Source organism: Curtobacterium sp. AB7 (assembly GCF_044909335.1).
Taxonomy (GTDB): Bacteria; Actinomycetota; Actinomycetes; order Actinomycetales; family Microbacteriaceae; genus Curtobacterium.
Genome location: NZ_JBIYED010000011.1, coordinates 1 through 26,964, shown reverse-complemented (window position 1 = coordinate 26,964; position 26,964 = coordinate 1). Strand labels below are relative to the sequence as shown.

General features: G+C 70.5%; 26 protein-coding genes and 1 rRNA gene. 5 read left to right on the top strand and 22 right to left on the bottom strand.

The genetic code is table 11. From position 1 onward, the window contains the following. Positions 1-349: 349 nt before the first annotated feature. Both ABH929_RS16815 and ABH929_RS16810 read right to left on the bottom strand, forming a co-directional pair. Positions 350-2,809, bottom strand: coding sequence for a glycoside hydrolase family 3 protein (locus ABH929_RS16815; RefSeq protein ID WP_404562080.1), 2,460 nt, complete (start codon positions 2,807-2,809; stop codon positions 350-352). Positions 2,810-2,857: 48 nt separating this feature from the next. Beyond that, positions 2,858-4,126, bottom strand: a complete 1,269-nt coding sequence (locus ABH929_RS16810; protein ID WP_263091405.1) for an MFS transporter — start codon at positions 4,124-4,126, stop codon at positions 2,858-2,860. 131 nt (positions 4,127-4,257) lie between these two features. On the opposite strand from ABH929_RS16810, the gene ABH929_RS16805 reads away from it, so the two are divergent. Next, positions 4,258-4,848 (top strand): TetR/AcrR family transcriptional regulator, encoded by a 591-nt coding sequence (locus tag ABH929_RS16805; RefSeq protein ID WP_123294964.1) that lies wholly within the window; start codon positions 4,258-4,260, stop codon positions 4,846-4,848. Positions 4,849-4,959: 111 nt separating this feature from the next. On the opposite strand, the gene ABH929_RS16800 is transcribed toward ABH929_RS16805, so the two are convergent. Genes ABH929_RS16800 through ABH929_RS16790 form a run of 3 tightly spaced genes read right to left on the bottom strand, consistent with a single transcriptional unit; the run spans position 4,960 to position 6,862 of the window. Then, positions 4,960-5,391 (bottom strand): hypothetical protein, encoded by a 432-nt coding sequence (locus tag ABH929_RS16800; RefSeq protein WP_404562033.1) that lies wholly within the window; start codon positions 5,389-5,391, stop codon positions 4,960-4,962. Continuing rightward, the gene (locus ABH929_RS16795; protein ID WP_404562031.1) at positions 5,388-6,119 is read right to left on the bottom strand and encodes an SAR2788 family putative toxin; all 732 of its coding nucleotides are present in this window, start codon (positions 6,117-6,119) and stop codon (positions 5,388-5,390) included. Before ABH929_RS16795 ends, ABH929_RS16800 begins: the two co-directional genes overlap by 4 nt. Further along, entirely contained in the window at positions 6,116-6,862 is a 747-nt protein-coding gene (locus ABH929_RS16790) for a S8 family serine peptidase (protein ID WP_404562029.1), read from the bottom strand. Before ABH929_RS16790 ends, ABH929_RS16795 begins: the two co-directional genes overlap by 4 nt. Positions 6,863-7,045: 183 nt before the next feature. Between ABH929_RS16790 and ABH929_RS16785 the strand changes: the two genes are divergently transcribed. Then, positions 7,046-7,906, top strand: a complete 861-nt coding sequence (locus ABH929_RS16785) for an NAD(P)-dependent oxidoreductase (protein WP_111086594.1) — start codon at positions 7,046-7,048, stop codon at positions 7,904-7,906. An 18-nt stretch (positions 7,907-7,924) separates the two neighbouring features. Here the strand turns inward: ABH929_RS16785 and ABH929_RS16780 are convergent, their stop codons facing one another. Together ABH929_RS16780 and ABH929_RS16775 are read right to left on the bottom strand one after the other, a co-directional pair. Then, complete coding sequence (locus tag ABH929_RS16780; protein ID WP_404562027.1) at positions 7,925-9,511, bottom strand: methyltransferase; 1,587 nt, start codon at positions 9,509-9,511, stop codon at positions 7,925-7,927. Continuing rightward, positions 9,508-9,873, bottom strand: coding sequence for an ArsR/SmtB family transcription factor (locus tag ABH929_RS16775; RefSeq protein WP_404562026.1), 366 nt, complete (start codon positions 9,871-9,873; stop codon positions 9,508-9,510). The genes ABH929_RS16780 and ABH929_RS16775 overlap by 4 nt, the downstream gene beginning before the upstream one ends. 100 nt (positions 9,874-9,973) lie before the next feature. Between ABH929_RS16775 and ABH929_RS16770 the strand changes: the two genes are divergently transcribed. Then, the gene (locus tag ABH929_RS16770; RefSeq protein WP_404562025.1) at positions 9,974-11,227 is read left to right on the top strand and encodes an MFS transporter; all 1,254 of its coding nucleotides are present in this window, start codon (positions 9,974-9,976) and stop codon (positions 11,225-11,227) included. 110 nt (positions 11,228-11,337) lie between these two features. Here the strand turns inward: ABH929_RS16770 and ABH929_RS16765 are convergent, their stop codons facing one another. The 3 genes from ABH929_RS16765 to ABH929_RS16755 form a co-directional block, all read right to left on the bottom strand. After that, positions 11,338-11,793 carry a TIGR02611 family protein gene (locus ABH929_RS16765; protein WP_243648858.1) on the bottom strand — a complete coding sequence of 152 codons (456 nt, stop codon included), beginning with the start codon at positions 11,791-11,793 and terminating at the stop codon, positions 11,338-11,340. 119 nt (positions 11,794-11,912) lie between these two features. Further along, positions 11,913-12,839: a hypothetical protein gene (locus tag ABH929_RS16760; protein WP_404562023.1), complete on the bottom strand. Its 927-nt coding sequence runs from the start codon at positions 12,837-12,839 to the stop codon at positions 11,913-11,915. 219 nt (positions 12,840-13,058) lie between these two features. Further along, positions 13,059-13,391 carry a TraR/DksA family transcriptional regulator gene (locus ABH929_RS16755; RefSeq protein ID WP_404562021.1) on the bottom strand — a complete coding sequence of 111 codons (333 nt, stop codon included), beginning with the start codon at positions 13,389-13,391 and terminating at the stop codon, positions 13,059-13,061. 56 nt (positions 13,392-13,447) lie between these two features. Between ABH929_RS16755 and ABH929_RS16750 the strand changes: the two genes are divergently transcribed. After that, a complete protein-coding gene (locus tag ABH929_RS16750) occupies positions 13,448-14,479 on the top strand; it encodes an LLM class flavin-dependent oxidoreductase (protein WP_276583151.1) in 1,032 nt (343 codons plus the stop codon). Positions 14,480-14,488: 9 nt separating this feature from the next. Here the strand turns inward: ABH929_RS16750 and ABH929_RS16745 are convergent, their stop codons facing one another. Next, entirely contained in the window at positions 14,489-15,022 is a 534-nt protein-coding gene (locus tag ABH929_RS16745; RefSeq protein ID WP_404562019.1) for an ASCH domain-containing protein, read from the bottom strand. Positions 15,023-15,145: 123 nt separating this feature from the next. Here ABH929_RS16745 and ABH929_RS16740 point away from each other — a divergent pair, with 123 nt between their 5' ends. After that, on the top strand, positions 15,146-15,592 hold the full coding sequence (locus ABH929_RS16740) for a DUF2510 domain-containing protein (protein WP_404562017.1): 447 nt from the start codon (positions 15,146-15,148) through the stop codon (positions 15,590-15,592). 114 nt (positions 15,593-15,706) lie between these two features. Here ABH929_RS16740 and ABH929_RS16735 read toward each other — a convergent pair whose 3' ends face one another. The 11 genes from ABH929_RS16735 to rrf form a co-directional block, all read right to left on the bottom strand. Further along, on the bottom strand, positions 15,707-16,699 hold the full coding sequence (locus ABH929_RS16735; RefSeq protein ID WP_263091470.1) for a site-specific tyrosine recombinase XerD: 993 nt from the start codon (positions 16,697-16,699) through the stop codon (positions 15,707-15,709). 49 nt (positions 16,700-16,748) lie between these two features. After that, complete coding sequence (locus ABH929_RS16730; RefSeq protein WP_404562016.1) at positions 16,749-17,330, bottom strand: DUF1349 domain-containing protein; 582 nt, start codon at positions 17,328-17,330, stop codon at positions 16,749-16,751. Then, positions 17,327-17,902, bottom strand: a complete 576-nt coding sequence (locus tag ABH929_RS16725) for an NUDIX domain-containing protein (RefSeq protein ID WP_404562015.1) — start codon at positions 17,900-17,902, stop codon at positions 17,327-17,329. The genes ABH929_RS16730 and ABH929_RS16725 overlap by 4 nt, the downstream gene beginning before the upstream one ends. Before the next feature lie 168 nt (positions 17,903-18,070). Then, positions 18,071-19,786: a CTP synthase gene (locus tag ABH929_RS16720; RefSeq protein ID WP_404562014.1), complete on the bottom strand. Its 1,716-nt coding sequence runs from the start codon at positions 19,784-19,786 to the stop codon at positions 18,071-18,073. Between the two features lie 94 nt (positions 19,787-19,880). Then, complete coding sequence (gene recN / locus ABH929_RS16715) at positions 19,881-21,575, bottom strand: DNA repair protein RecN (protein WP_404562012.1); 1,695 nt, start codon at positions 21,573-21,575, stop codon at positions 19,881-19,883. Between the two features lie 25 nt (positions 21,576-21,600). Then, on the bottom strand, positions 21,601-22,530 hold the full coding sequence (locus ABH929_RS16710; protein ID WP_111086586.1) for an NAD kinase: 930 nt from the start codon (positions 22,528-22,530) through the stop codon (positions 21,601-21,603). Continuing rightward, a complete protein-coding gene (locus ABH929_RS16705) occupies positions 22,527-23,339 on the bottom strand; it encodes a TlyA family RNA methyltransferase (protein WP_404562009.1) in 813 nt (270 codons plus the stop codon). The genes ABH929_RS16710 and ABH929_RS16705 overlap by 4 nt, the downstream gene beginning before the upstream one ends. Before the next feature lie 13 nt (positions 23,340-23,352). Further along, positions 23,353-23,520: a hypothetical protein gene (locus ABH929_RS16700; RefSeq protein ID WP_159572718.1), complete on the bottom strand. Its 168-nt coding sequence runs from the start codon at positions 23,518-23,520 to the stop codon at positions 23,353-23,355. A 10-nt stretch (positions 23,521-23,530) separates the two neighbouring features. Beyond that, on the bottom strand, positions 23,531-24,502 hold the full coding sequence (locus ABH929_RS16695; protein WP_131922791.1) for an HAD-IIA family hydrolase: 972 nt from the start codon (positions 24,500-24,502) through the stop codon (positions 23,531-23,533). Between the two features lie 31 nt (positions 24,503-24,533). Next, a complete protein-coding gene (locus ABH929_RS16690; RefSeq protein ID WP_404562007.1) occupies positions 24,534-25,346 on the bottom strand; it encodes a hypothetical protein in 813 nt (270 codons plus the stop codon). A 1,526-nt stretch (positions 25,347-26,872) separates the two neighbouring features. Further along, positions 26,873-26,964: ribosomal RNA gene (rrf, locus tag ABH929_RS16685) — 5S ribosomal RNA — on the bottom strand; the annotation flags it as partial.

Below are 26,964 nucleotides of genomic sequence, written 5' to 3'. Positions count from 1 at the left end.
ACCATCGTTCCACCTACCGAGCGGTTTGTCACACTCAGTCGCGGCCTCAGGACGAAAAAGTTGATCATCCGTCATCCGTTTTGCCCGGATTGCACGAAGTCCGTCAACCGGTTCGCCGCACCCCTTCCAGGACGGAAACGGTCCGGACGAACGAATGCGCCCCCGCGCGGACGCGGGGACGCATTCTGGACGCACCGGGGAAGCTGGGGCATCGTCAGCCGGATCAGGAGGCTGAGTCGCACAACCAGCGACCCCGTAGTCGGTGCGTGCGCCGACGGTAACCAGCCGACTGGCGCACGTCGATGTTACTCAACAGGCGTCGTCGGCGCGCGGAAACCGGACGAACTGGTCACTCCAGTTCGAGGGCCGCGCTCCCGGACTCGTCGGTGACCGAGGCTCCGACGTGCAGCGTGAAGGTGCCGGGCTCGTACTGCCAGGCCCCGTCCCAGTGCGCGAACGCGCGGGCCGGCACCTCGATCGAGACCTCGGTGGACTCCCCCGCGCCGAGGCGGACCGGGGCGAACCCGACGAGCCACCGCGCCGGACGGTCCACCGCCGACGACTCCCGCGAGGCGTAGACCTGCACGACGTGCTTGCCGGCACGCTGCCCGGTGTTCGCGACCGTCGCCGTGACGATGACCGCGTCGCCCTCGGACACGGTCGGCGTCGCGACCACGCCGTCGATGCTCCACGTGGTGTAGCCGAGGCCGTGCCCGAACGGGTACGCCGGCGTGATGCCGGCACGGAGCCAGGCGCGGTACCCGATGTGGACACCCTCGTCGTACGACACCTTGCCGTCGACCGGGGTGACGTCGAGCACGGGCACGTCCGCCATCGCGACCGGCCAGGTGGTGGGCAGTCGACCGCCCGGTTCCTGCGCGCCGGTCAGGACGTCGGCCAGGGCGTTGCCGTACTCCTGTCCGCCGAACCAGGTGAGCAGGACCGCGGCGACGTCGTTCCGCCACGGCATCTCCACGGGCGAGCCGGCGTTCACGACGACGACCGTGTTCGGGTTCGCCGCCACGACCGCGCGCACCAGGTCGTCCTGGTGCCCGGGCAGCGCGAGCGACGAGCGGTCGTAGCCCTCGGACTCGACCTTCGAGTTCGTGCCGACGACCACCACGGCGACGTCGGCCGTTCGGGCAGCCTCGACTGCGGCATCGATGAGCACCGACGGGTCCTCGTCGGACGGCTCGGTGCCGAACTGGTACGCGAGCACGCCGCCGAGGGTCTCGTCCTGGATGACGTCGTACTCGATGCGGATCGCGACCTGCTGCCCGGACGTCACCGACACGGGCACCGAACGTGCCGGCGGGTTGAGGAAGGCCGCGCCGAGCTGGTCCCCCTCGAAGGGCACGTCCTCGTCGAGCACGAGCTCGCCGTCGATCCACATCCGCGACCGGCCGGCCGCACCGATGCCGATCCGCACGGTGCCGGTGGACGGCGCGGTGTAGGTCGTGGTGATGTCGAGCCGGTCGGCCTCGCGCGTGGGGGCGTCGCCGCCGAACCAGAACAGCGCCGTGGCGCGCCGGTCCTCGACGTACAGCTCCTCGCCGTCCTTGACGAAGGCGACGCGGGCGCCGGGCTCGCCGGTGCCGGGGTTCGTGATGGTGGACAGCGGGAACTCCGCGATGCCCTCCTGCACGACGGCACCGATCGCGTAGTCGATCGTGGCGCCCGGGAACGCCGAACGGATCCCGTCGAGCGGCGACACGACCTGCGACGGCACGACCGTGGCCGAGCCACCACCCTGCGTGCGGGCCTGGTCGGCGTTGTGGCCGATGACCGCGATGCGGGAGACGGCGGGCGCGTCGAGCGGCAGCACGCCGGTGTTGCGGACGAGGACGGTGCCCTCGGCCTCGGCCTCGCGCACGAAGGCGACGCCGTCCTCGACGTGCACCGGCTGCGCGGCCACGGGCTCGAAGCCCTCGAGTGCGCCGACGCGGGCGGCCAGGGTCAGGATGCGGCGGACCTTGCGGTCGATCGCCTCGATCGGCACGGCACCGGACTGCACGGCGGCGAGCAGCGGTCCCTCGCTCCACCACTGGTTCGGCCCGGGCATCGCGACGTCCTGGGACGCCTTCGCCGAGTCGACCGAACGCACGCCGGTCCAGTCGGACACGACGATGCCGTCGAAGCCCCACTCCGAGCTCAGCGGCGTCTCGAGCAGGTCGTGCTCCGACGCGGTGACGCCGTTGATCGAGTTGTACGACGACATGATCGCCCAGGCGTGCGCCTCGGTCACGGCCTTCTCGAACGCGAGCAGGTACAGCTCGCGCAGCGCCCGGTCGGAGACCTCGGTCGACGCGGTGAAGCGGTCGGTCTCGTAGTCGTTCGCGATGTAGTGCTTCGGGGTCGCGGCCACGCCGTTCTCCTGCACACCGTCGACGTACGACGCAGCCAGGTCGCCGGTCAGGACCGGGTCCTCGCTGAACGCCTCGAAGTGCCGGCCGCCGAGCGGCGAGCGGTGCAGGTTGATGGTCGGGCCGAGGACGACGTCGACGCCCTTGCGGCGTGCCTCGACGGCTGCTGCGGCGCCGTAGCGCTTCGCGATCGCGCGGTCCCACGACGCCGACAGGGCGGTCGCCGAGGGCAGGTTCAGCGACGGGTCGCGTTCGTCCCAGACCTCACCACGGACGCCCGAGGGGCCGTCCGACATCAGGATCCGGCGCAGCCCGATCTTCTCGATGGGCCAGGTGGTCCAGAAGTCGCGCCCGGTCAGGAGCTGCACCTTCTCGTCGGTGGTCAGTTGGTCGACGAGCGCGTCGATGCGCTCGGCCGTACTGGAGGCAGGTGTCACGTCGTTCACGGTAGTCACGGTGGTCGGTCCTTTCGTTCAGAGCCTGGGGAAACGTGGTCAGCGCACGCCGCGGATGCGGGACACCGAGACGATGCCGAGCAGTCCGACGACGGCGCCGGTGATGAAGAAGCCGCTGTACCCGCCGGTCAGGGCGATGACGCCCGGGGCCGCAGCGGGCACGATCGACTGGGGCAGGGCCTGCGCGATGTTGACGACGCCGAGGTCCTTCGCGTTGTCCTCGTCGGACGGCAGCACGTCGGTGATGAGCGCCAGGTCGACGGCGTAGAAGACGCCCATGCCGGCACCCATCACGAACTCGCCGACCAGGACCGTGCCGAGCGACGGCGCGAGCGCGATGATCACGAGCCCGACCACGCCGACGATGCCCGCGATCGCGACGAACAGCTTGCGGCGGCCGAGCTTGTCCGACAGCCAGCCGGCGATGAGCGAGGTGAGGACGATGCCGACGACGTTCCACAGCGTGCCCTGGAACACCGCGTTCGCGACGTGGTCCGGGTCCACGCCGATGTCGTCCCGCAGGAAGTACGTCAGGTAGCTCACCGCGGTGTACTGCGCAGCGACCATCAGGAACCGGGTGAGCCAGGCCCAGCCGAGGTCCGGGTGCTTCACGGGGTTGAAGACGAACGAGCCGAAGACCTGCCCGACGCTGAGCTTCGACGTCGGCCGGTTGGTGAGCACGCGGTCGCGGAACACGAGCGCGTAGAGCACGACGACGATCGACCCGATCGCACCGGGGATGATCATCTGCGTCGCCGAGGTCGAGAAGAGCTGCACGAGGAACGTGCCGCCGACGAGCGCGAGGTTCTGGGAGAGCCCGAGCAGCGCCGCGACCCGGCCGCGCTGGGACCGCGTGACGTGGTCCGGCAGGACCGCGGTCAGGGCGGCGATCGTGGCGTTGTAGGCGACCTGCGTGACGCCCCACGCGATCACCAGCACGACGGTCGAGGTGGTCGTCGCGACGACCACGAGGCCCGCGAAGCCGACCACGGTGCCACCGATGATCCACGGACGACGCATGCCGAGCCTCCCGGCAGTCCGATCGCTGAAGCGACCGGCCAGGGGGTTGGCGACCATCGCGGCGAACGCGCCGACACCGAGTGCCAGGCCGAGCACACCCGCTTGGTTGTCCGGCGCGATCTCGGCGACCTTGAGCGCCATGGCGACCAGCACCGGCGGCAGCAGCGCGATGTACAGGCCGAGCATCGCGATCGGCATGCCGAGCGTGTACATGAGCGGGGCACCTCGGCCGCGCGTGGGTGCGACTGCGGTCGGGGTGTCGTTGATGGTCAGGGCATCGCCAGCCACTGCAACCTCTTCTCAGGGACGCCACCTGCATCGGTGACTCGCACGCCTTCGTCGGCGGCTGGTGCCACCGTAACACCAAAACCAAGCACGGCTAGGTTTTCCGTGTGCACTCCGAGCGGTACAGTCCTGCCATGGCACGACGGGGTTCGTACGCGAAGGGCATCGCGAAGCGCGAGGAGATCCTCACGGTCGCGCTCGACCTCGTCGCCTCGCAGGGGTTCCGCCGCACCAGCATCAAGGACATCGCCGATGCCGTCGGGCTGACCCAGGCCGGCCTGCTGCACTACTTCGACTCCAAGGACGAGCTCTGGGTCGAGATCCTGCGACGACGCGACGAGATGGACCTGCAGCACGACTGGCAGGCACCGGACCCGGCCGCCCTGCTCGCCGCGATCGTCCGGCACAACGCCGAGGTCCCCGGCCTGGTGCAGATGTTCGTCAACCTCTCCGCGGCCGCTGCGACCGACCCCGAGCACCCGGCCCACGCGTACTTCCAGGAGCGCTACGAGCGCAGCCGTCGCGACCTGTCCGCCGACTTCCGCACCATGCAGCAGGACGGCCGGCTCCGCGCCGACGTCGATGCCGAGGAGCTGACGAGCGTGCTGCTCGCCGTGTCCGACGGCATGCAGATCCAGTGGCTGTTCGACCCGTCCAGGGACATGGCGCAGCACGTCGAGCTCGTCGCCCGGCTCGCGATCGCCCAGGTCGCCCCCACCGCCTGACGCTGCTCCCGGGCGATCCCCGCCGGAACCAGGTTCCGGACACAGCACCGTGCGATTCCGTGGTGTCGTGTCCGGAACCTGGTTCGCGCGGCGGCTCAGGTCACGCGACGGTCAGGGCAACCGCACCGAGGCCAGCACGTACGACGCGTCGACCCAGGCACGAACCTGCGCCTTCGACAGAGGCTCCTCCGGAGAGGTCGACCAATCCGAGATGTTCCGCCCCCGCATCTCACTCGCGAGGTGTTCGAGCACGTCACGCTTCGACTCAGTCGCCAATGCCGCGCCGTGCTCTTCCGCGCCGGGGACGTCGGCGAGCTCGGTCAGGTAGGCCTGGCAGAACCAATCGGCCGCTTCTGCTCGCAGGTACGGGCTCTCGAGCGTGGCGTACCAGCGACGGAGGAACTCGTCGTACGGCCCTGAGTCCCGCATGAAGCCTCCAGACGCGAACAGGAGTTCGCGAACCCGCTGCGGGGTGAGCCCACGAGCTTGCTGCACGGCGTCACCGATCTTGCCCGCGTCGACCAGGTCAGCGATGCTGCTCATTTCACCCATCCGTTGCTGATGTGGCCACCCGTTGATGTCCGGACGGTGATCGTCCGGCCCTTGTACCCCCAGGTGTAGTCGATGTGGTCACGAGCTTTCGAAGAGCGTCCATTGACCACGGCCTTGCTCATCAGATCAGCCACCTTCGCTCGCGTCGTCCCCCCGACGTAGCGCCAATTGTGCTTCGACGCCATGATGTGCGTCCACTTCTTCGTTGCGAGCGAGAGAGCGTACTTCTTCGCTGCGCTCTGGATCGCGGCCTTCGAGAACTGACGGATGGCCATCTGGATCCCCACGCGTGCCAGCACCACGAGGATGAGCGGAAGCACCTGAGCTTCGGCTACCGATGTGTCGATGAAGTGTGTTTCACCGGTCGAATCAGACGTCAGCAGCGCCGAGAAGTTCTCGTCATCGACGATCGTGACGTCACTGATCGAGTACGTGTCCTGGAGGACCTCGCCCTCCTGCTCTGTCTCGACACGCACCTCGTCGATCTCGTAGGCGTCGATCGACACGACGGCCTCACCCTCGAGCCCGAGCTCAGACTCGATCTGAGTCGAGACCGACGCCTCGTCGGCTGGCATCCCCTGCATGACCACAGACACATCGACGACTGCTTCGCCCTGGTCGGGCTCCAGCGATTCTGCAGAGGCCGGTGTGACGAGGCCGAAGACCATGGCCACGGTCACGAGGATGCCGACGGGCGCTGCCCGCTTGAAGAGCTTCATTGCTTGTTCCTTTCGGTGCACCGCAGCACTGGGACGCCGCGGTCGTCTCGGAGCCCGCGACGCTGCGCGTCACGGATCAGGTCGCTTCGCGATGCGGACGGCGGACCGCACCGGACCACCGCAGCGGCGGCAGAAGCCGCAGCGATGCTGGTACCGGAGATCACCCGTCCATCTCCGAGGTCGACTTCCACGCCGAGCGCGCTGACGTCACCGTCGCGCGGCGATGTCGCGGCCCGCGCGAAGGCTTCGTCGACGCTCGACACGGAGAGCACGGACTCGTGATCCGCAGGGAACGACGATGCACCGACCAACTCGTTCCGCAGGCTGCTCACCACGAGGACGCCGTTGTGGTCGGCGTGACGCAACGCCTGTCGGAGGGTGACCGAGTCAGAACGACCGCTGAGCGCTATCAACACGATGTCGACCCCTCGGCCCACGGCCCAGTCGAGCCCTTGTGCGATCGAATCCGGGGTCGCCGCGTGACCCGGAGTCGCCACCCGGACGTCCAGGAGCGACGGCGCAGCATCCCCGAGCTTTCCGATCACTGCGGCGAGGAGATCGGCGTGTCCATCAACAGGCTCGCTCGGAAGGCCGGGAACGGTCCACGAGCCAGCCACCGAGAACTGGACCTTGCCCGCTGGCCTCATGCCCCCGTCGATGATCGCGATACTCCGGTCGCTGCTTGATCGAGTCGGCGTCCAGTCAGACACATGCGCGCAGCCGGCGACAGCCAGCAGCGTCATGACCGCGACTGCGCCGCATCCCCATCGAAGCATGAGATCGAGACTGTCATATGACACGTGAGATCTGAAATCCTGCGGGCACATTGCCGAGCGGGGTACGGACAGGGCCTGGTCGGGTCAGGCGGCACCGGGCAGGATGGGCCGTGCCCGAAGGGCGACCCGACGAGGATGTGGAGTGACGCGATGACGCGTGTAGTGGTGACCGGCGGCAGCGGCAAGCTCGGACGAGCGGTGGTGCGCGACCTCGATGCGCACGGGTACGACGTGGTGCTGCTCGACCGCGTCCCCTCCCCCGACCAGCCCGAGGGCGTGCAGTTCGTCCGGATCGACCTGACCGACTACGGCCAAGTCCTGAACGCCCTGCTCGGCATCGACGACCGGTACGACCACGTGGACGCCGTCGTGCACCTCGCGGCCGTGCCCGCTCCGGGGCAGGTCCCCGACGTGGCGCTCATCACGAACAACGTCACGGCGTCGATCAACGTCTTCCACGCCGCACGTGCCGCGAAGATCAAGAACCTGGTGTGGGCGTCGAGCGAGACCCTGCTCGGCATCCCGATGGGCGAGCACCACCCGCCCTACCTGCCCGTCGACGAGGAGTTCGCGGTTCGCCCGCAGTCGTCGTACTCGCTCGGCAAGGCAGTCGAAGAGGAGATGGCCCGCCACTTCACCCGCTGGGACCCGGAGCTGAAGATGATCGGCTTGCGGTTCTCGAACGTGATGGACGAGACCGACTACCCGGCGTTCCCGTGGGACGCCACCCCCGAGGCGAAGACCTTCAACCTGTGGTCGTACATCGACTCGCGTGACGGCGCCCAGGCGGTCCGCAAGGCCGTCGAGGCCGAGCTCACCGGGTTCGAGGCGTTCGTCATCGCGAGCCCCGACACCGTGATGGACACCCCGACGATCGAGCTCGTCGAGCGCTACGTGCCCGACATCGAGCGTCGCGCGGACATCGACGGCGTCAGCTCGCTGCTGTCGTCCGAGAAGGCCCGCGAGCTGCTCGGCTACGCCCCCGAGCACAGCTGGCGCGACGGGCGCTGACAGCGCCCGCGACCGCGGCTACGCCGGCAGCAGCAGCCCGTCGAGCACCAGGTCGCGCGCCGCCGGCAACAGGTCGGCGGCGAGCACCTGCTCGTCGACGCCCGTGATCTGCGCGAGCGCACCGACGATCGCCGCGACCGACAAGTCCCCGTCGCAGGCTCCGACGAACGCGGCGAGCGCCGTGTCCGCGTCCACCCGCCGTCCGAGTCCGCCGCCCTGCACGAGCGTCATCACCGTCGGGTCGTCGTTGCCCGGCCAGTAGTAGCGCTCCTCGGTGACGTCGCCCGCCACCGTCAGGTGCGTCGTGGCGAGCGCGGCGTCGTCGTGCGCAGCGAGCCACGCCGCCGCGTCGAGGACGCGAGCGACCGTGGCACCGAGCCCGGCGGGGTTGGAGCCGAGCGTCTCGGGGACGCGCTCGAACCGGCGGAGGCTCGCCGTTCCTCCTGGCAGGGCTCGACGCACCACGACGTAGCCGAAGCCGACGCCGGTGACGCGGCGGTCCGCGAAGTCGTCGAGCCAGGCACCCATCAGCGTGTCGAACTCGGGAGTTCCGGGCTTCGTGCCGCCGTCGCGGATCCAGGTCTCGGCGTACGACGTGGGGTCCTGGCGCTCGCGCTCGATGACCCATGCGTCGAGGTCGGTGTCCGCGAACCAGCCGCGCACGCGGTCGAGCCCGTCGACGCCCCAGTGGTACTCCCAGTTGCCGAGCAGCTGCGCGGTCCCACCGGGCTCGAGGTGCTCGGACAGCCCACGGAGCACGGTCTCGACGAGGGCGTCGCCGACCATGCCGCCGTCGCGGTACTCGTACGAGGGGACACCCGGCCGGCGAGGTGTGATGACGAACGGCGGGTTCGACACGATGCGGTCGAACCGCTCCCCCGCGACGGGCTCGAAGAGCGAGCCGTACCGGAAGTCGATCCCGTCGATGCCGTTCAGCTGCGCGTTGAACCGGGCGATGTCGAGGGCGCGGCGCGAGATGTCGGTGGCGACCACGTGCTCGGCGAAGCGCCGGGCGTGCATGGCCTGGATCCCGCAGCCGGTGCCGAGGTCGAGGACCGTGCGGACGGCGACGGGCACCTGCAGGCCGCTCAGCGTCGTGGTGGCGCCACCGATGCCGAGGACGTGCTCCTCGCTGATCGCGTGACCGAGGGCGAGCTCGCCGAGGTCCGAGACGATCCACCAGCTGCCGGCGCCGAGGTCGTCGACGAAGGCGTAAGGACGAAGGTCGACCGTCGGGCGGACGTCGTCTCCGTCTGCCGTCAGCAGCCCTGCCGCCACCACGGCGTCGAGTCCGGCGGTCGGGAACGCGGCAGCTGCGTCCGCGCGGGACGTCGGCAGGCCGAGCACGAACAGCGTGGCGAGCGTGCCGAGTGGCGATGGCTCACGAGCAGCCAGGGCACGGAGGGCCGCCACGCGCGAGCCCCGGTGCAGCGACGCGGCCGCTTCGGTCCCCCACAGCGCGTCGACCCGATCGACGGTGAAGCCGGCGGCGTCGAGGTCCGCGGCGAGCGCCGTCGTCACGGCCGGGTCGGCACCGATGTCGGGCAGCCGGTGCACGGCCGCCCCGGCACCGGCGGCGGCACCCGCGCCGGGCACCGTGCTCACGACTCGATCCCGTCGCGCAGCAGGGCCGCGGGCACCTGCCAGTCGAGCACCAGGTCGAGCAGCCCCGGGAACCGCTGCTGCACGTCCTCGATCCGGACCCGGCTGACGCGGGTCAGGCCCTCGAGGTGCTGTTCGAGCAGTCCGGCCTCGCGCAGGACCCGGAAGTGGTGGGTGAGCGTGGACTTCGGTCGGTCGATCCCGACCCAGCCGCAGCTCCGTTCACCACCGGCGGCGTCGACGAGGTAGCGGTGCAGGATCGCCAACCGGATCGGGTCGCTCAGGGCGTCCAGGACGACGGGGAGGTCCATCTCGGCCACGGACGGCTGGGGCAGCCGCTCGGGGGCATCGACGTGCGCGGGCATGGACGGGACGCTACCACCGTTCGGCTCGCTGTACGACTTGCGTCGTACAGCGGACTGCGCTACGAATGCAGTCGTACAACGGACCATCGGAAGGATGCTCATGCAGCAGTCAGCTCGCTCGGTCGCCGGGTTCTGGATCCTCGCGGCGATGCTCCTGGTGTCGGTCGCGTCATCCGCGGTCCCGTCGCCGATCTACCCGGTCTACGCCGCCGAGTGGCACCTCACGCCGCTCATGCTGACCGGCGTCTTCGCCATCTACGTCGCCGGGTTGCTCGCGAGCCTGCTGATCGCCGGCCGGCTGTCGGACCACGTCGGCCGCAAGCCCGTCCTGGTCGCCGGCGGCCTCGGCGTCGCCCTGTCGCTCGGGCTGTTCGCGATCGCGGACGGCGTCGGAGCGCTCATCGTCGACCGCATCGTGCAGGGCGTCTCCGTCGGGCTCCTGATCGGTGCGCTCGGAGCGGCCCTCATCGACAACTCGCTCGAGCGGCACCCGACCCTGGCCGGCGTGCTGAACGGTGTCATCCCGCCGATCGCGCTGGCCACCGGCGCGATGTCGAGCGGTGCGCTCGTGCAGTGGGGTCCGGCGCCGGAGCAGCTCGTCTACCTGGTCTTCGGCGCTCTGCTCGTGCTCCTCGTGCTGGCGCTGTTCATCGTGCCCGAGCAGGTCCAACGGCGTCCCGGCGCACTCCGTTCGCTCCGCCCGACGATCAGCGTGCCGCGGAGCTCGCGTCGGCTGTTCCGCGGGGTCGTCGGTTCCCTCGTCGCCAGCTGGGCCCTCGGCGGCATGTTCCTCTCACTCGTCCCCTCGGCCCTCGGTGCCGTGTTCGGCATCACGAACCACTTCGCGGCCGGCGCTCTCATCGCCGTCGTCACGGGCGTCGGCGCACTGACCGGGCTCGCGACGCAGCGGATGGACGCTCGTCGCGCCGTACTCGTCGGGCTCGTCGCCCTGGTGCTCGGCCCGATCGTGACCGTGGCGTTCGTGATGGCCCACTCCCTGCCTGGCCTCGTCGTCGGCAGTGCGATCGCCGGCATCGGGTTCGGCGCCGGGTTCCAGGCACCGCTGCGGATGCTGCTCGCGACCGCGGCACCGACCCACCGCGCCGGACTGCTCTCGACGATCTACGTCGTCAGCTACCTGGCGTTCGGGGTCCCTGCCGTGATCGGTGGGCTGCTCGAACCGTCGATCGGACTCGTCCCCGTCATCGCCGGGTACGGCGGGTTCATCGTCCTCGCGGCCGTCGTCGCGCTCGTGCTGCAGCTGACGTCGAAGGACGCGGCCGCCGTCGAGGAGCAGGCCGCCGAGGTCATCGAGCGCACGGCCACCGGATCGATCCGCGTCGCAGCGGAGTAGCGGGCCGTCCGCCCGGCGGGCGGCGCGCGCCAGGCGCACGGTGCGAGGTTGGTCACACGGTGCGAGGCCACAGCACCGCACGGAGTGATCAACCTCGCACCAGCTGACCGCTAGTGCCCCGGGTGCGCCGAGTTCGCGCCGCGCGCCCGTCCACGAGCACGCACCCCGACCGTCCGAGCAGCACCCGTGTGGGCGGCGTCGACGTCGGCCTTGCCCCGGTCGGCAGCATCGCGCAGCCGCTTCGGTCCGTGCCGCTTGGCCCAGTCCCAGAAGCGGTGCAGCTGCGCCTTGAGCCACACGATGATCTTGTGGAAGAAGTGGAACTCGCTCGCCAGCACCGTGAGGCCGATGAACACCACGAGCCATCCCGGCCCGGGCAGCGGCACCAGGATGAGTCCGATGATGACAACCAGCCCGCCGACGATGCCGACGAGGACCTTGTAGAACAGGTGCAGGTGGGGCCTGGCGTGGATCCAGGTCCGCATGTCGTGGAACCACTGGAAGCGCTGACGCGGCGCACCGTCGGTCCGGCTCTCGCCGGGTCCGTCGTTCGCGTCGCCGTCCATGCCGAAAAGGTAGGGCGTGCGGCTGGGAATCCGCGGCGCACGCGGTGGACGCGCGGTGCGTGGGTCGGGAGGCGCGGGGCGGCGTGCCCCCGCGCCTCCCGGCCGTCAGGTGGTCACCGCTACTGCTCCGCTCGCGTGAGCGAGACCTCCTGCAGGGCGGCGAACCAGCCGTTGCTCCACGTGAGCATCGTCTCGACGAGAGCGTCCAGGTCGTCGAGGCCGACGGGCTCGGTCTTCGGGCCGATCGACCAGTCCGCGTAGCCCCTCGCCAGGTGAGTGCGCCCGGACAGGTGGCGCTTCGCGAGCGGCAGCTTGTGCTTGCCGAGGCCCTTCCGGCCGTTGCCCGCCGACCCACGGCTCACCGCGATCCGGCCCGGGTTCTTCGAGAGGACCTGTTCGTCCAGCACCTCGAGCGCCCGGATCCACGAGGGCGCCTCTTCAGCGAGATTCGGATTCGGGAAGTCGGCGTCGGACGTGTGGTCCACGGAGATGCCGACGAAGCCCTCGAACTGCGTGTCCTCGAAGTGCGGGGGCATTCCGCGTCCTGGAACCTGGATCTGTCCGCGGATCCACTTCGCGTCCTCGCTGTCGTGCAGGCGACGCTCGAAGACGATGGACGGCATACCGCCGTCGCCGCGCTGCACGCGGATGTCCCAGTCGGGCATCCGCTCGTGGAGCCCGAGCGCATGGAGGCGAGCCTCGACGGTCGTCTTGAGCAGACGCCCTTCGCCCTCAATGTCGTCCTTGACGAGCCGCGGGGCGTCGAAGCACGCGAGCGCCTCGTCCCAGTCGATCACGCTCACGCGATCGTCGTGCATGACCGAACTTGCGAGCGACTCCTTGCGCGGCACCAACACGAACAACGTGCCGGTCTTGCCGAGGGCTTCCAGCTGCGCGGCGACCTGCCGCGCGGTCAGCTCGTGGTCCAGCTTCGCCTCGATCCCGACCAGTCCCCTGTCAAAGGTCAGCTGCACATCGAGACGAACAGTCCCCCGCTCAGTCTCGACGTCCTTGTGCGGCACCTCACACTCGACCTTCTCGAACAACCCGAATTGCTTGCCACTCACGCGTTCGAGGAGCTGGACGAACCGCTCGTGGTCATGTCGGATCTCAGCGCCGAGGGCACGAGTCGCCATCGGCTCGGTGCGGTAGATGGTCTGCGTCATGGTGCCATGATCTCGGGGAGCTGACGACTCGTACTGGCGCGACGCGCGGTCCGCGGTGAAATAGTAAAGAAATCTCACCTGTGAGGAAATCTTCGTGCGTCACGCGTGGGCGACGCACGTCGCGGCCCACGGGACGGCGGCCAATCGGGCCGCTGGGATCGGTTCTCCTCCGACCGCGCAGATCCCGTAGGTGCCGGCATCGAGCCGCGCGAGCGCGGCGTCCACCTGCTGGATGCGCTGCCGGGCCGCGTCACGGACGGCGCCGAGCGAGCCCCGCTCCCACGCGAGGGTCGCGCCCTCGGGGTCGTGCTCGTCGTCGGAGTTGGCGTCCTGGCGGGCGTCACTGACGTCGCGCATGCTCCGCTCGAGGTCGGCGAGCAGCCGTTCGTTGCGAGCGCGTTCGGCATCGAGTGCGGGGCGGGGGTCGTCCATGGCGGACACCGTAGTCGTGACGGAATGCCCGGCTCTCCGGATGCGTTTGCATCGACATGACGAAGATCGGGTTCCTGTCGTTCGGACACTGGCGCGACGTGCCTGGGTCGAAGGTGCGCAGCGGGCGAGAGTCCCTGGTGCAGGCGATCGACCTCGCGGTCGCTGCCGAAGAGGCCGGCGTCGACGGCGCCTACTTCCGCGTGCACCACTTCGCTCCGCAGCAGGCGGCACCGTTCCCCCTGCTGTCCGCGATCGCCGCGAAGACCAGCCGGATCGAGATCGGGACCGGCGTGATCGACATGCGCTACGAGAACCCGCTCTACATGGCCGAGGAGGCCGCGGCGACCGACCTGATCTCCGGCGGACGACTGCAGCTCGGCGTCTCCCGTGGCTCACCCGAGACCGCCCTCGCCGGTTACCAGCAGTTCGGCTACGTGCCGGACGCGTCCGACGAGAACGGCGGCGACATGGCCCGCGCACACACCAGCGTGTTCCGTCGCGCCATCGCCGGCGAACCGATGGCGAACGCCAACCCGCAGATGACCGGCTCCGTCGGATCGCTGCCGGTCTCCCCGCTCTCCGACTCGCTCGGCGACCGCATCTGGTGGGGTGCCGGCACACGGGCCACCGCCGAGTGGACGGCCGAACAGGGCATGAACCTGATGTCGTCGACCCTGCTCACCGAGGACACCGGCGTGCCGTTCGACGAACTGCAGGCCGAGCAGATCGAGCGTTTCCGCCGCGTGTGGGCGGAGTCGGGCTGGGAGCGCACCCCGCGCGTCTCGGTGTCGCGCAGCATCATCCCGATCATCGACGACGAGTCGCAGCACTACTTCGGCGTCCGCGCACAGGTCGAGGGGCAGGACCAGGTCGGACACCTCGACGGTGGGCTCGCCCGGTTCGGCCGCTCGTACATCGGATCACCCGAGGACCTCGTCGCGGAGCTCGCGGCCGACCAGGCCGTCCGCGCTGCCGACACCGTGCTCGTCACGGTGCCGAACCAGCTCGGCGTCGACTTCAACGCGCGGTTGCTCGCCGCGGTGAAGGACGTGTTCACCGAGGTCGACGCGGCGCCCGTTCCGGCCTGATCTGCTCGGTCAGGCGCTGACGGTCGGCGGCTTCGTCTCCGCAGGCGCCGTCGGCGTGGGCGTGGGCGTGGGCGTGGGCGTCGGCGTCGGCGTCGGCCAGATCAGCCGGAAACGCTCGCAGACCACCGGCATGCCCGGTTCGAAGCCGCGCGGGTTCTCGGAGTGCGCACGCCAGTACGCCTCGTGCACCCTCCGCCAGTGCTGGAGACTCCGGTCGCCCTCGCCTTCGGCGCGCGCGTGCTCGGCCCCGACCGCGTCGAACGGGACGATCCGGATGTCCGTCGTCTCGATGACGGCCCGCGGCACGCCGGCGCCGTCGGTCACGATGCTGAGTTCACCGGCCTCGGGCAGCGGGTCACCCGTCTCCTCGTAGTCCCAGAGCGAAGACGCCGTGCCGTCCTTGACCCCACGGAGCACCAGGCCGAGCAGCTCGTCAGCCTGCTCCGGCGTTGCACCGAACGACCACGCTTCCGGCACCTCAGTCGGCAGTTCCGGGGCCTCGGCGCACCGCTCGCTCCAGAAGTCGTCGAGGGTCGTGGTCACCAGCCGACCGTAGCGCACCGCCGGGTGTCCGCACTTGTGCCGACACCCGCGTTGGGACTGTGGCAGGACCGCCCCGACTCGTACCGTCGAGGAGCACCGTTCCCCGCACCTCGAGGAGTCCCCGTGACACTGCCGGCCGCAGGCTGGTTCCCGGACCCGCAGGACGCCAGCCGTCTGCGCTGGTGGGACGGTCACGCCTGGGGTGCTGCGACGCGCGTCCTGCCGAGCGCTCCGGAACCGGTCATGCCGATCGTCGTCGCGCCCGTCGGCCCCTCGTTCTCCGTGCACACGGCATCGATCCGGACCCATGCCTGGGCGTCCGGCGGCGCCCGCGACCGTCGGCTGTGCGTGTTCACGGCACTCGCGGTGCTGTTGGCGCTGATGTCGATCCTCATCAACCCGCTTGGTGTCTGCAGCGCGCTCGCCCTCGTGTGCGGGCTCGTCGGTGTCGTCTACCCCGGCGCGACCGGCGGGTGGGCGGTCGCGGCAAGGAGCGCGTCGTCGAGCGCGGTGGTGGTGGCGGTCGCGACCGGCGCGGTGGCGGCGTCGGCGCAGTTCCACCTCTTCTGACGGGCCGAGTACCGCCACCGGCCGACTTCGTGAGCAGAAGTGGTCGGGTACCGACCAGCGACCCGACCATTTCTGCTCACGAAGTGCACGCCCGGACCCGCCGAACGACGAGCCCTACCGCCGCGCCCGCGGGTGCGCCGTCTGGTACACGTCCCGCAGCATGTCCGCCGTGACCATCGTGTAGATCTGGGTCGTCGCGACGCTCGCGTGCCCGAGCAACTCCTGCACCACGCGCACGTCGGCCCCGCCCTCGAGCAGGTGCGTCGCGAACGAGTGCCGGAAGGTGTGCGGCGACACGTGCGCCTCGAGGCCCGCCGCCGCTGCCGCCGACTGGATCACGAGCCACGCGCTCTGCCGTGAGAGCCGAGCGCCCCGGGCGCCGAGGAACAGCGCCGGCGTCGAGTGCCCACGTGCTGCGAACACCGGCCGCGCACGCACCAGGTAGGCGTCGATCGCCGCCCGGGCGAAGCTGCCGAGCGGCACGACCCGCTGCTTGTTCCCCTTGCCGGTGACCTTCACGACGGCGAGGCCGTCGGCGTCGGGAGCCGAGTCGTCGGACAGCGTCGTCACGTCGTCCACCGACAGCCCCACCGCCTCGGAGATCCGCGCGCCGGTGGCGTAGAGCAGCTCGAGCAGGGCCTTGTCACGCAGCTGGACGGGGTCGTCGGCGTCGACGGACACCGCGCCCAGCAGCCGCTCCATCTCCTCCACCGAGATCGCCTTCGGCAGCCGCATCGGGGCCTTCGGCGGCCGGACGGCGGTGCCGGGGTCGAGCGGCAGCCAGCCCTCGCCCGCCGCGAAGGCCGTGAACGACCGCACCGAGCTGAGCATCCGCGCGATCGACCTCGGTGCCAGCGGACCGTCCGGCTTCGTCGCCAGGTGGGTCACGAACTCCGAGACGTCCGCACGCGCCAGCCGCCCGACGTCGTCGATCGCAGAGGCCCCGCCGGCGCGGTCGGCACCGTCGGAATCGACCACCGGAGCGGTCGCCAACCACGACGTGAACACCGCGAGGTCACGCCGGTAGGCCGACAGGGTGTGCTGCGACAGCCCGCGCTCGATCGCGACGTGCCGCAGGTACGTCTCCGTGGCACGGTCGAGCGGGATCACGACAGCAGGCTAGCCGCCGGACGGACGGCGACCGGACGACCGCCCGTCAGTGCAGCGCCTCGTCAGGTGCGCCGACCCGGTACCCGGTGAAGCTCACGGTCAGGCCGGCACGCGTCGGAGCAGCGCACAGCAGTCCACCCGACACGGCAGCATCGGGATCGAGGTACGCGACGCGCACCAGCCGGGGTTGCTCGTCGTCGGCCCACGCCCGCACGGTCACCGCATCGCCGTCGCGGCTGGCCCGGACCGTCACGACGCGTCCCACCCACTCCGGCACGGGCGCCACCGACCAGTCCGAGGAGTCACGGGTCACCACGGCGCCGAGCTGCGGCGTCCCGTCGGAGACCTCGACACCGGCCTTGATCCAGTTCCGCTCGTCGACGCGCAGGAAGACCCCTGCCTGGTCGAACTGCTCCGTGTAGTCGAGGACGAACGATGCCTCGATCGAGAACGATCCCTCGAGGGGCTGCACCAGCGCGTGCTCGGAGTCGTGGACGAACCCGTACGACGTGGTGCGCCAGGCATCACTGCCCGGGGCCGCCGTGACCCGCAGCACATCGCCGTCGAACTCCACGGCTTCGGGCTCGTGCGTCCACGTCGCCGCGTCGACCAGTTCTCGCAGGCTCACGCGCGGCCTCGCTCGAGCGCATCCACCGCGAGCACGGCCACGACCAGTCCGGAGTTGTGCAGCCGACCGTCGAGGATCGCCTCCACCAGCTCGGCCCGCGGCACCCACCGCTTGACGATGTCGGCTTCCTCGGCCTCGCGCTCGAACGCCGTCGTCGTGGGCCGCACGCCCCGCGCGCGGTAGACCTGCAGGAACTCGTCGCTCCCACCGGACGAGGTGTTGTACCGGACCAGCGGCTCCCACGTGTCCGCTTCGAGGTCGGCCTCCTCAGCGAGTTCGCGTGCGGCAGCGACCTGCAGGTCCTCGCCCTCCACGTCGAGCAGCCCGGCCGGCAGCTCCCAGTCGCGCACCTGCACCGGGTGTCGGTACTGCTGGATCACGAGGACACGGCCCTCGTCGTCCTCGGCGTAGACCGCGACGGCACCGGTGTGGTCGATGTACTCCCGCACCATCGTCTCGTCGTGGTACGCGATCGCGTCGCGACGCACGTCCCAGACGGCACCCTCGTACACGACGGTGGACTCGGTGACCTCGAACGAGGCGGGTTCGTCAGCGATGGGTGCGTCAGTCACGGAACCATCCAAGCACGCGCCCCTCGCGGAACCAGGTTCCGGACACAGCACCGCGTCGTTCCGTGGTTCCGTGTCCGGAACCACGTGCCGTGGACGCGACCAAAGACGGACGGGAGGCGCGGTGCCAGCTGGCACCCCACCTCCCGTCCGACCGTGGCTGGGCTGCGCTTACGCGACCTGCTCCTCGTTCTGCGGGTCGAAGAGGCTCGACGCCTCGTGGCGCTCGATCGCGGCCGCGACGAGCCCCGCGAAGAGCGGGTGCGCGTTCGTCGGACGCGAGCGGAGCTCCGGGTGCGCCTGCGTGGCGATGTAGAACGGGTGCACGTCGCGCGGCAGCTCGACGTACTCGACCAGGGTGCCGTCGGGCGACGTGCCCGAGAACACCAGGCCGGCGTCCGCGATCTGCTGCCGGTACGTGTTGTTGACCTCGTAGCGGTGACGGTGGCGCTCGGACGCCTCGGGCGCACCGTAGAGCGACTCGGCCAACGACCCCGACGTGAACGTCGCCGGGTACAGGCCGAGGCGCATGGTGCCGCCCAGGTCGCCGCCGGCGATGATGTCGACCTGCTCCGCCATGGTCGCGATGACCGGCGTCGAGGTCTCCGGGTCGAACTCGGAGCTCGACGCGTCGGTCAGCCCGGCTTCGTGGCGGGCGTACTCGATGACCATGCACTGCAGGCCGAGGCACAGGCCGAGCGTCGGGATGCCCTGCTCACGGGCGAAGCGCAGCGCGCCGAGCTTGCCCTCGATGCCGCGCACGCCGAACCCGCCGGGGATGCAGATGCCGTCGACGTCGCCGAGCTGCTTCGCAGCGCCCTCGGGCGTGGTGCAGTCGTCCGAGACGACCCACTTCAGCGTCACCTTCGCGTCGTGCGCGAAGCCACCGGCACGGAGTGCCTCGGTGACCGACAGGTAGGCGTCCGGCAGGTCGATGTACTTGCCGACCAGGGCGATCGTGACGTCCTTCTTCGGCTCGTGCACGGCTCGGAGCACCGGGGTCCACGCGGTCCAGTCGACCGGGCCGGCCTCGAGCTTGAGCGCGTCGACGATGACCTGGTCGAGGCCCTGGTTGTTCAGCAGCGTCGGCAGGTCGTAGATCGACGGGACGTCCACGGCGTTCACCACGGCGTCCTCGTCGACGTCGCACATCAGCGCGATCTTCTTCTTGTTCGACTCCGACACCGGACGGTCCGACCGCAGCACGAGCGCGTCGGGCTGGATGCCGATCGAGCGGAGCGCGGCGACCGAGTGCTGCGTCGGCTTCGTCTTCTGCTCACCCGAGGCGTTCATGAACGGCACGAGCGACACGTGCACGAAGAACACGTTGTTGCGGCCGAGCTCGTGGCGCACCTGGCGCGCCGACTCGATGAACGGCTGCGACTCGATGTCGCCGACGGTGCCGCCGACCTCGGTGATGATGACGTCGGGCTGCGGGTCGTTCTCCGCCTGCTCGCGCATCCGACGCTTGATCTCGTCGGTGATGTGCGGGATGACCTGCACGGTGTCGCCGAGGTACTCGCCACGACGTTCCTTGGCGATCACCGTCGAGTACACCTGGCCGGTCGTGACGTTCGCCGACTGCGCCAGGTTGATGTCGAGGAAGCGCTCGTAGTGCCCGATGTCGAGGTCCGTCTCCGCACCGTCGTCGGTCACGAAGACCTCGCCGTGCTGGAACGGGTTCATGGTGCCCGGGTCCACGTTGAGGTACGGGTCGAGCTTCTGCATGACGACCTTGAGGCCGCGAGCCGTCAGGAGATTGCCGAGGCTGGCTGCCGTCAGGCCCTTGCCGAGAGACGAGACGACCCCGCCGGTCACGAAGATCTGCTTCGTCACCTTCGGGGTCGGGGTGTTTGCCTGGGTACCGCTGCTGAGAGTGTCCGCCACGGGATTCCATCGTACGTCAGAACTGCCGGGAGGCGCGACCCGGGTTCGCCGTGGGCGTTGCGCGGGGTGGGTGGCCGGGTGTTCGGGCCGTGTTTCAGGCCGTCTGGCCGGCCACGTCGAGCAGTTCGCGGGCGTGCTCGACGCCGCTCGCGCTGTCGCCGAGCCCGGAGAGCAACCGCGCCATCTCCTGCAGGCGGTCCTCGCCTTCGAGCCGTCGCACACTCGACGACGTCACGGCGCCGCTGGCGTCCTTCACCACGTTCAGGTGGTTGTTCGCGAACGCCGCGACCTGCGCCAGGTGGGTGACGACGATGACCTGCGTGCGCTCGGCGAGCTTCGCCAGCCGACGGCCGATCTCGATCGCCGCCGCACCGCCCACGCCGGCGTCGACCTCGTCGAAGACGAACGTCGGTACGGTCGTGCTGCCGGCCATCACGACCTCGATCGCGAGCATCACGCGGGAGAGCTCGCCGCCCGATGCCCCCTTGCCGATCGGTCGTGGGTCGGTGCCGGAGTGCGGCTGCAGCAGGATCGACACCTGGTCGCGTCCGTGTCGGCGGTACTCCCCCGCGTCGGTGACCTCGACCACCAGGGTGGCGCCGGCCATCGCGAGCGTCTTCAGCTCGGTCGTGACGCGCTTCGCGAGGTCCGCTGCCGCCTTCGTGCGGGCAGCGGTCAACGCGGCCGCTGCCGCCCCGAGTGCCTGCTCGTCCTGTTCGACGGACTGCTGGAGCGCCGCGATGCGGTCGTCGTCGCCGTCCAGCTCGAGCAGGCGGTCGCTCGCCCGCTGCCCGTAGGCGATGACGTCGTCGACGGTCTCGCCGTACTTGCGGGTGAGCCCGGCGAGCAGGGCGCGCCGTTCGTTGATGAGCTCCAGGTCGTGCCCGGCCTCGGGCTCGAGCGAGCCGAGGTAGCTGGAGATGCTCGCCGAAGCCTCGGCCGCCTGGATGCCGAGCTCCGTGAGCTGCTCGAGCACGGGCTGCAGGGCGGCGTCGGAGTCGGCGACCCGCTCGACGGCGCGTCGGGCGGACTCGACCAGGCCGACGACGTCGGAGACGCCGTCGAGGGACTCGCTGGACAGGGCCTCGTGCGCCAGGGCCGCGGACAGCCGGAGTTCCTCGAGGTTGCCGAGCCGCTCAGCGCGCTCGGCGAGCTCGACGTCCTCGCCGGGCTGCGGGTCGGCCGCTTCGATCTCGTCCGAGGCAGCGCGGATCCGGTCGGCCTCGGCCACCCGCTCGTCGCGGTCGCGCGTCAGTGTCTCGAGTTCGCCCGTGTGCTGTTGCCACGCGTCGTACGCAGCGACGTACCGGTTCAGGGCCTTCTCGAGGGCCGCCCCGCCGAAGCCGTCGAGCGCCGCACGCTGCGCGGTCGACGAGGTCAGTCGGATCTGGTCGGACTGGCCGTGCACCGTCACGAGCTGGTCCGCGAGTTCACCGAGCACCGCGACGGGAGCGCTGCGGCCCCCGACGGTCGCACGGCTGCGCCCCTCGGCCGAGACGGTGCGCGTGAGGATCAGTTCGCCGTCCTCCACCGCGCCGCCGGCGTCCTCGACGCGTTCGGCGACGGCAGCGTGTTCGGGGACGTTCCACCGGCCCTCGACCACGGCGCTCGAGGCACCACGACGGACCGAGCCGGCGTCCGCACGAGCACCGAGCAACAGCCCGAGGGCCGTGACGATCATGGTCTTGCCGGCACCGGTCTCGCCCGTGACGACGGTGAACCCCGGACCGAGTTCGAGCGTGGTCTCGCCGATGACCCCGAGGTCACGGATCGCGATCTCCTCGATCATCGGTGGTGCTCCTCGCCTCGGCCGGTCACAGGTGGTCCTCGTCCTCGTCGGTCTGCGGCCCCCGCCACCCGGTGACCGGGAGCCGGAACTTCGCGACCAGCCGGTCGGTGAACGGGGCGTCCTTGAGGCGCGCGACCCGCACGGGGTCCGGCGACCGTCGGACCTCGACGCGAGCGCCCGGCGGCAGGTCGTGCGTCCGGCGACCGTCACACCACAGCACCCCGACACCACTCGTGCGCCGCAGGACCTCGATCGCGAGCGTGCAGTCCGGGCCCACCACGATCGGGCGGGCGAACAGGGCGTGCGCGCTGAGCGGCACCATCAGCAGGGCGTCGACGTCGGGCCAGACGATGGGACCGCCGCCGGAGAACGAGTACGCCGTGGACCCGGTGGGGGTCGACACGACGACGCCGTCGCACCCGAACGAGGACAGCGGGCGACCGTCGACCTCGGTCACCACCTCGAGCATGCGCTCGCGCGAGGCCTTCTCGATGGTGGCCTCGTTGAGCGCCCAACTCGAGTAGACGATCTGGTTGCCGACGACCACGTCGACCTGCAGGGTGACGCGCTCCTCGACGTGGTACTCACCCGACAGGGCGCGCTCGACGGTCTCGGCGAGGGCGTCCCGCTCGCTCTCCGCCAGGAAGCCCACGTGCCCAAGGTTCACGCCGACGATCGGTGCCCGAGTCTCGCGCACGAGTTCGGCCGCGCGCAGGATCGTGCCGTCGCCGCCGAGCACGATGACGATCTCGAGCTGGTCCGCCTGGACGTCGACGCCCAGGATGTCGACCTGTCCCACCGAGGCTTCGGCCCGCCGGATGTCGGCGTACTCGTCGAACGGCATCACCGGGATCAGACCGGCGGCGTGCAGGAGGTCGCAGACCTCGACCGCAGCGTCGATCGAGTCACGGCGACCCGTGTGGGAGACGAGCAGGATGTGCCGGTCGTCGCTCATGCGGTCCCCTCTGTGAGTTCGGTTGCCCGGACTCTCCATTCTGTCGGATTGCCACCGACACCACGCTGGAAGCGCGCGAGGTACTCGTGGTTCCCGTGCGTCCCGATGATCGGCGACGCCGCGAGCCCGGTGGTCCCGAAGCCAAGGTCCCATGCCGCCCACAGCACGTTCATCAGGGCGTCGTCGCGGAGTGCCGGATCGTGCACGATGCCCTCGCGCACGCCACCGCGACCGACCTCGAACTGCGGCTTGACCAACAGGACGAAGTCGTCGGCGGGGACGGCCTCGGCCAGGGCGGGCAGCACGAGCCGGAGCGAGATGAAGGACAGGTCGCCGACCACCAGGGTCGTCTCCCCTGCGGCGACGTCGAGCGAGAGGTAGTCGGAACGGGTCAGGCTGCGGGCGTTGGTGCCCTCGACCACGGCGACACGCTCGTCGACGGCGATCGTCGGGTGCAGTTGCCCGTGCCCGACGTCGAGCGCGATGACCCGGCGGGCACCTCGGGCCAGGAGCACCTGCGTGAAGCCACCCGTGCTCGCACCGACGTCGAGCACCACACGGCTGGACGGGTCGACGCCGAACGCATCGAGCGCCCCGACCAGCTTCTGGGCAGCGCGGGAGACCCATTCGTCGGCCGCGTCGACCACGATGTCGGCAGCCGACGAGGTCGGGGTGGAGGGCTTCACGACGGGACGACCGTCGACCGTCACCCGGCCGTCCTGGATGAGCTTGGTGGCAGCGGTGCGAGACCGCGCGAGGCCACGTGTGGCGAGGAGGGCGTCGAGGCGGACCGGGGTCGCGTCGGGCACGGCTCCGTCCGGTTCAGGCACTCGCGGTGCCGCCGCTCTCGAGCCGCGTGCGCAGCTCGTCGTGGAGTGCCGAGAACGCGTCTGCACGTTCGACGAGCGGCAGGGTCTCAGCCGCCGAGGTGCGCGCGGCGAACTCGTCCTGCGGTTCCAGGTCGGCGGACGGCTGCTCGGGGTTCGGCACGTCCGACACGCTACTCGCCGCCGTACAGCTGCGGGTCCACGTCCAGGCCGTAGATGGCCAGGCCGGACTCCCAGATCAGCGCCGCGCCGGCGCGGAGCCGATCGATGTCGCTACCGGCGTCGAGCACCCGCACCACGTGCCCCCGCATCGCCACGGTGGCGCTGCCGACGGTGACGTACCGCGTACCGTCGTCGTCCTGCCGCCGGACGGTCACCGGGTAGGGCTCGGACAGACCGCGGAGGTCCTCGAGCACGAACACCGGACGCGAGCGCTGATCGGCCGCGAGCACCTGCTTCGCCTGGTCGATGCCGGTGAGCACGAGGACGCTCGGGATCCCGACGTCGTTCGCCCCCTTGATGTCGGTGTCGAGACGGTCACCGATGAACAGTGTCTTCCCGCCGCCGAACCGCTCGACCGCGGCGTCGAAGATCGGGCGCTCCGGCTTGCCGGCGACCACGGGCATCCGCCCGACGGCCTGGTGGACCGCGGACACGAGCGTGCCGTTGCCGGGCGCGATGCCGCGCTCGACCGGGATCGACCAGTCCATGTTCGTGGCGACCCACGGGATCGCCGGGTCGGCCAACGCGAAGGACGCCTCGGCCAGTTCCTTCCACCCGAGGTCCGGGGAGAAGCCCTGGATCACCGCGGCCGGGGAGTCCTCGGCACTGGTCGTCACCGTGAAGCCGGCGGCCTCGACGATGCTCGACAGTCCTAGCCCACCGGTGACGAGCACCGTCGCGCCGGCGGGCACGAGCGTCGACAGGAGCTGCACGCCGGCCTGCGACGACGTGACGACGTCGTCCTCGGACACCTCGAGCCCGTAGCGCTCGAGGTGTTCGGCGACGTCGATCGGTCGTCGGGACGCGTTGTTGGTGATGTACCCGACCCGTGCGGTCAGCGAGGCCCGTGTGAGCGCCTCGACCGCGTGCGGGATGGCGTTCCGCCCCCGGTAGACGACGCCGTCGAGGTCCGTGAGCACCACGTCGACGCCGTCCGTCGGCGCGGTCGGGACGTCAGTCGGCTGCGGAGCCGTCGACGTCGCGGGGGTTGTCGTCGTCGAGTTCGCCGGGCTCGTCGGCGTCGCCGGGTTCGCCGACGACGTCGGGCTCAGCGAGGGCTGGCTCGTCGTCGTCGTCGAGGTCGGCGTCGTCGTCGAGCTGGTCGGTGTCGTCGAGCTCGCCGGTGTCTCCGTGTTCTTCGACTTCGAGCGTTTCCTCGACCACATCAACTGTCTCCCAAGCGTTCTCGTCGGCGGCTTCGGCGAGAGCCGTTGCCGCACGGTCGACACGGGCCCACCACTCGTCGGCCTCGTCCTGGCGGCCGAGCTCTTCGAGCGTGGCCGCGTAAGCACTGTAGAGCGCCGGTGACCACGTGTAGGCCGTGGACGGGTCCAGCTGTGGAATCTCCAGCTCGCCCAGGGCTGCTGTGGGGTTGCCGAGGTCGATGCGTGCGCCGGACATCGCGATCGCGAGTTCGACCTGCACGGCGGTGTCGAGCGCGGCTCGCTCGACCGAACGGCCGAGTTCGAGCGCACGCTCGGGGCGGCCGAGGCCTCGTTCGCAGTCCACCATCATCGGGAGCTGGTCGTTGCGGCCGGAGATGCGACGGTAGGTGCGGAGCTCGCGCAGCGCGGTCGCGAAGTCCCCCAGGCGGTACGCCGTGATCGCAGCGGTCTCGCGGACGACACCGACGCGACCGGCACGACGGGCAGCACTCAGGGCGTGCTCGTTCGCCAGGGCGGGGTCCTCGTCGACGAACAGCGCCGCAGCCACGAGGTGCCGGGCGACCCAGTCGGCGTTGTCCTTGCTGAGCGTCTTCAGCTCCATGCGCGCCGCAGGGTCGAGGTCGCGCGCATCGATCTCGTCGGGGATGTCCGGGTCGTCGTGACGCGGGCGGATCGACTTCGTGCCGTACGGGTCGCGGTCTTCCCAGTCGTCGCGGGCCGCCTCGCCGAACCGTGCGCCGGCGTGACGCGTCCCGTCGCCGAAGCGGCGGCGGTCGTCGCCACCGTCGTGACGCGGGCGGTCGCCCCCGCGGGCCGGACGGTCCGAAGCACCCCGGAAGGACGGTCGGTCTCCGTCACGACGCGGACGGTCGCCGTCGCGAGCAGGACGGTCGCCGTCACGCGCCGGACGGTCTGAACCGCCGCGGTACGCGGGACGGTCGGAGCCACCGCGGTAGGCGGGACGGTCGCCGTCACGACGCGGACGGTCCGATGAACCGCCACGGTACGACGGACGGTCGCCGTCACGAGCCGGGCGGTCGGAGCCGCCGCGGTACGGGCGGTCGCCATCGCGAGCGGGACGGTCGGCACCACCGCGGTACGCGGGACGGTCACCGTCACGACGCGGGCGATCCGAACCACCCTGGTAGGGACGGTCGCCGTCACGACGCGGGCGGTCCGAACCACCCTGGTAGGGGCGGTCGCCGTCACGACGCGGGCGATCCGAACCGCCACGGTAAGCCGGACGGTCGCCGTCGCGGGCGGGACGATCGGAGCCGCCGCGGTACGCGGGACGGTCGCCGTCACGGGCGGGACGATCGGAGCCGCCGCGGTACGCGGGACGGTCGCCGTCGCGGGCGGGACGATCGGGACGGTCCGAGCCACCGCGGTACGCGGGACGGTCACCATCACGACGCGGACGGTCCGAACCACCCTGGTACGGGCGGTCGCCATCACGACGCGGACGATCCGAACCACCACGGTAGGCGGGACGATCTCCATCACGCGCGGGGCGGTCCGACCGGAACGGACGGTCCCCGTCGCGGCGCGGACGCTCAGCACCGCGGGGGCCGTCGCCGCGCGGCGGACGGCCGGAGTCGCCGCGATCGCTCCGCCACGACGGACGATCATCACGGTCTCCGGAGCGGAACGGACGGTCGCCACCGCTCCGCGGCGCACTGTCGCGACGTGCAGCGCCGTCGCGGAACGGACGGTCGGAGCGCTCAGGGCGGTCGCGGCGGTCGCCTTCACGGCGTTCAAAGTCGCGTGGACCGGACGACCAACGGCCTCCGCTCGCAGCGTCTCCGCGCGGACCTCCGTCGCGTCGAGGGGCTCGGTCGTCCCGTCGGGGTCGGTCTCCCCGGTCGCCGTCGTTCCGCCGCTCGTCGTCGTTCGCCACCGTTGCTCCTCATCGCGTGCCCGACCCAAAGGCCGGGCGTTCGTCCGCTGTGTCGTTGTGTTGGGTGCCGCGTCGGTCGGACCGACGTTCGAGCTCCAGTCCATCACGAACCGGAGCCGACGTCGAGCAACGAGCGGCAAAACAGAAATGGCCACCGGCCACCACCGTGAACGAGGGTCTCCCCTGCGAATTCACGATGGAGGGCCGATGGCCACATCTTCTTACGTTAAGTCCGGCGGCGTCCTACTCTCCCACAAGGTCCCCCTTGCAGTACCATCGGCGCTGAGAGGCTTAGCTTCCGGGTTCGGAATGTGACCGGGCG

Excerpts from the sequence above, each read along its gene's own strand:
- ABH929_RS16805 (WP_123294964.1), top strand. The coding sequence starts at position 4,258 with ATGGCACGACGGGGTTCGTACGCGAAGGGCATCGCGAAGCGCGAGGAG.
- ABH929_RS16800 (WP_404562033.1), bottom strand. The coding sequence starts at position 5,391 with ATGAGCAGCATCGCTGACCTGGTCGACGCGGGCAAGATCGGTGACGCC.
- ABH929_RS16795 (WP_404562031.1), bottom strand. The coding sequence starts at position 6,119 with ATGAAGCTCTTCAAGCGGGCAGCGCCCGTCGGCATCCTCGTGACCGTG.
- ABH929_RS16790 (WP_404562029.1), bottom strand. The coding sequence starts at position 6,862 with ATGACGCTGCTGGCTGTCGCCGGCTGCGCGCATGTGTCTGACTGGACG.
- ABH929_RS16785 (WP_111086594.1), top strand. The coding sequence starts at position 7,046 with ATGACGCGTGTAGTGGTGACCGGCGGCAGCGGCAAGCTCGGACGAGCG.
- ABH929_RS16775 (WP_404562026.1), bottom strand. The coding sequence starts at position 9,873 with ATGCCCGCGCACGTCGATGCCCCCGAGCGGCTGCCCCAGCCGTCCGTG.
- ABH929_RS16770 (WP_404562025.1), top strand. The coding sequence starts at position 9,974 with ATGCAGCAGTCAGCTCGCTCGGTCGCCGGGTTCTGGATCCTCGCGGCG.
- ABH929_RS16765 (WP_243648858.1), bottom strand. The coding sequence starts at position 11,793 with ATGGACGGCGACGCGAACGACGGACCCGGCGAGAGCCGGACCGACGGT.
- ABH929_RS16755 (WP_404562021.1), bottom strand. The coding sequence starts at position 13,391 with ATGGACGACCCCCGCCCCGCACTCGATGCCGAACGCGCTCGCAACGAA.
- ABH929_RS16750 (WP_276583151.1), top strand. The coding sequence starts at position 13,448 with ATGACGAAGATCGGGTTCCTGTCGTTCGGACACTGGCGCGACGTGCCT.
- recN (WP_404562012.1), bottom strand. The coding sequence starts at position 21,575 with ATGATCGAGGAGATCGCGATCCGTGACCTCGGGGTCATCGGCGAGACC.
- ABH929_RS16710 (WP_111086586.1), bottom strand. The coding sequence starts at position 22,530 with ATGAGCGACGACCGGCACATCCTGCTCGTCTCCCACACGGGTCGCCGT.
- ABH929_RS16690 (WP_404562007.1), bottom strand. The coding sequence starts at position 25,346 with ATGGAGCTGAAGACGCTCAGCAAGGACAACGCCGACTGGGTCGCCCGG.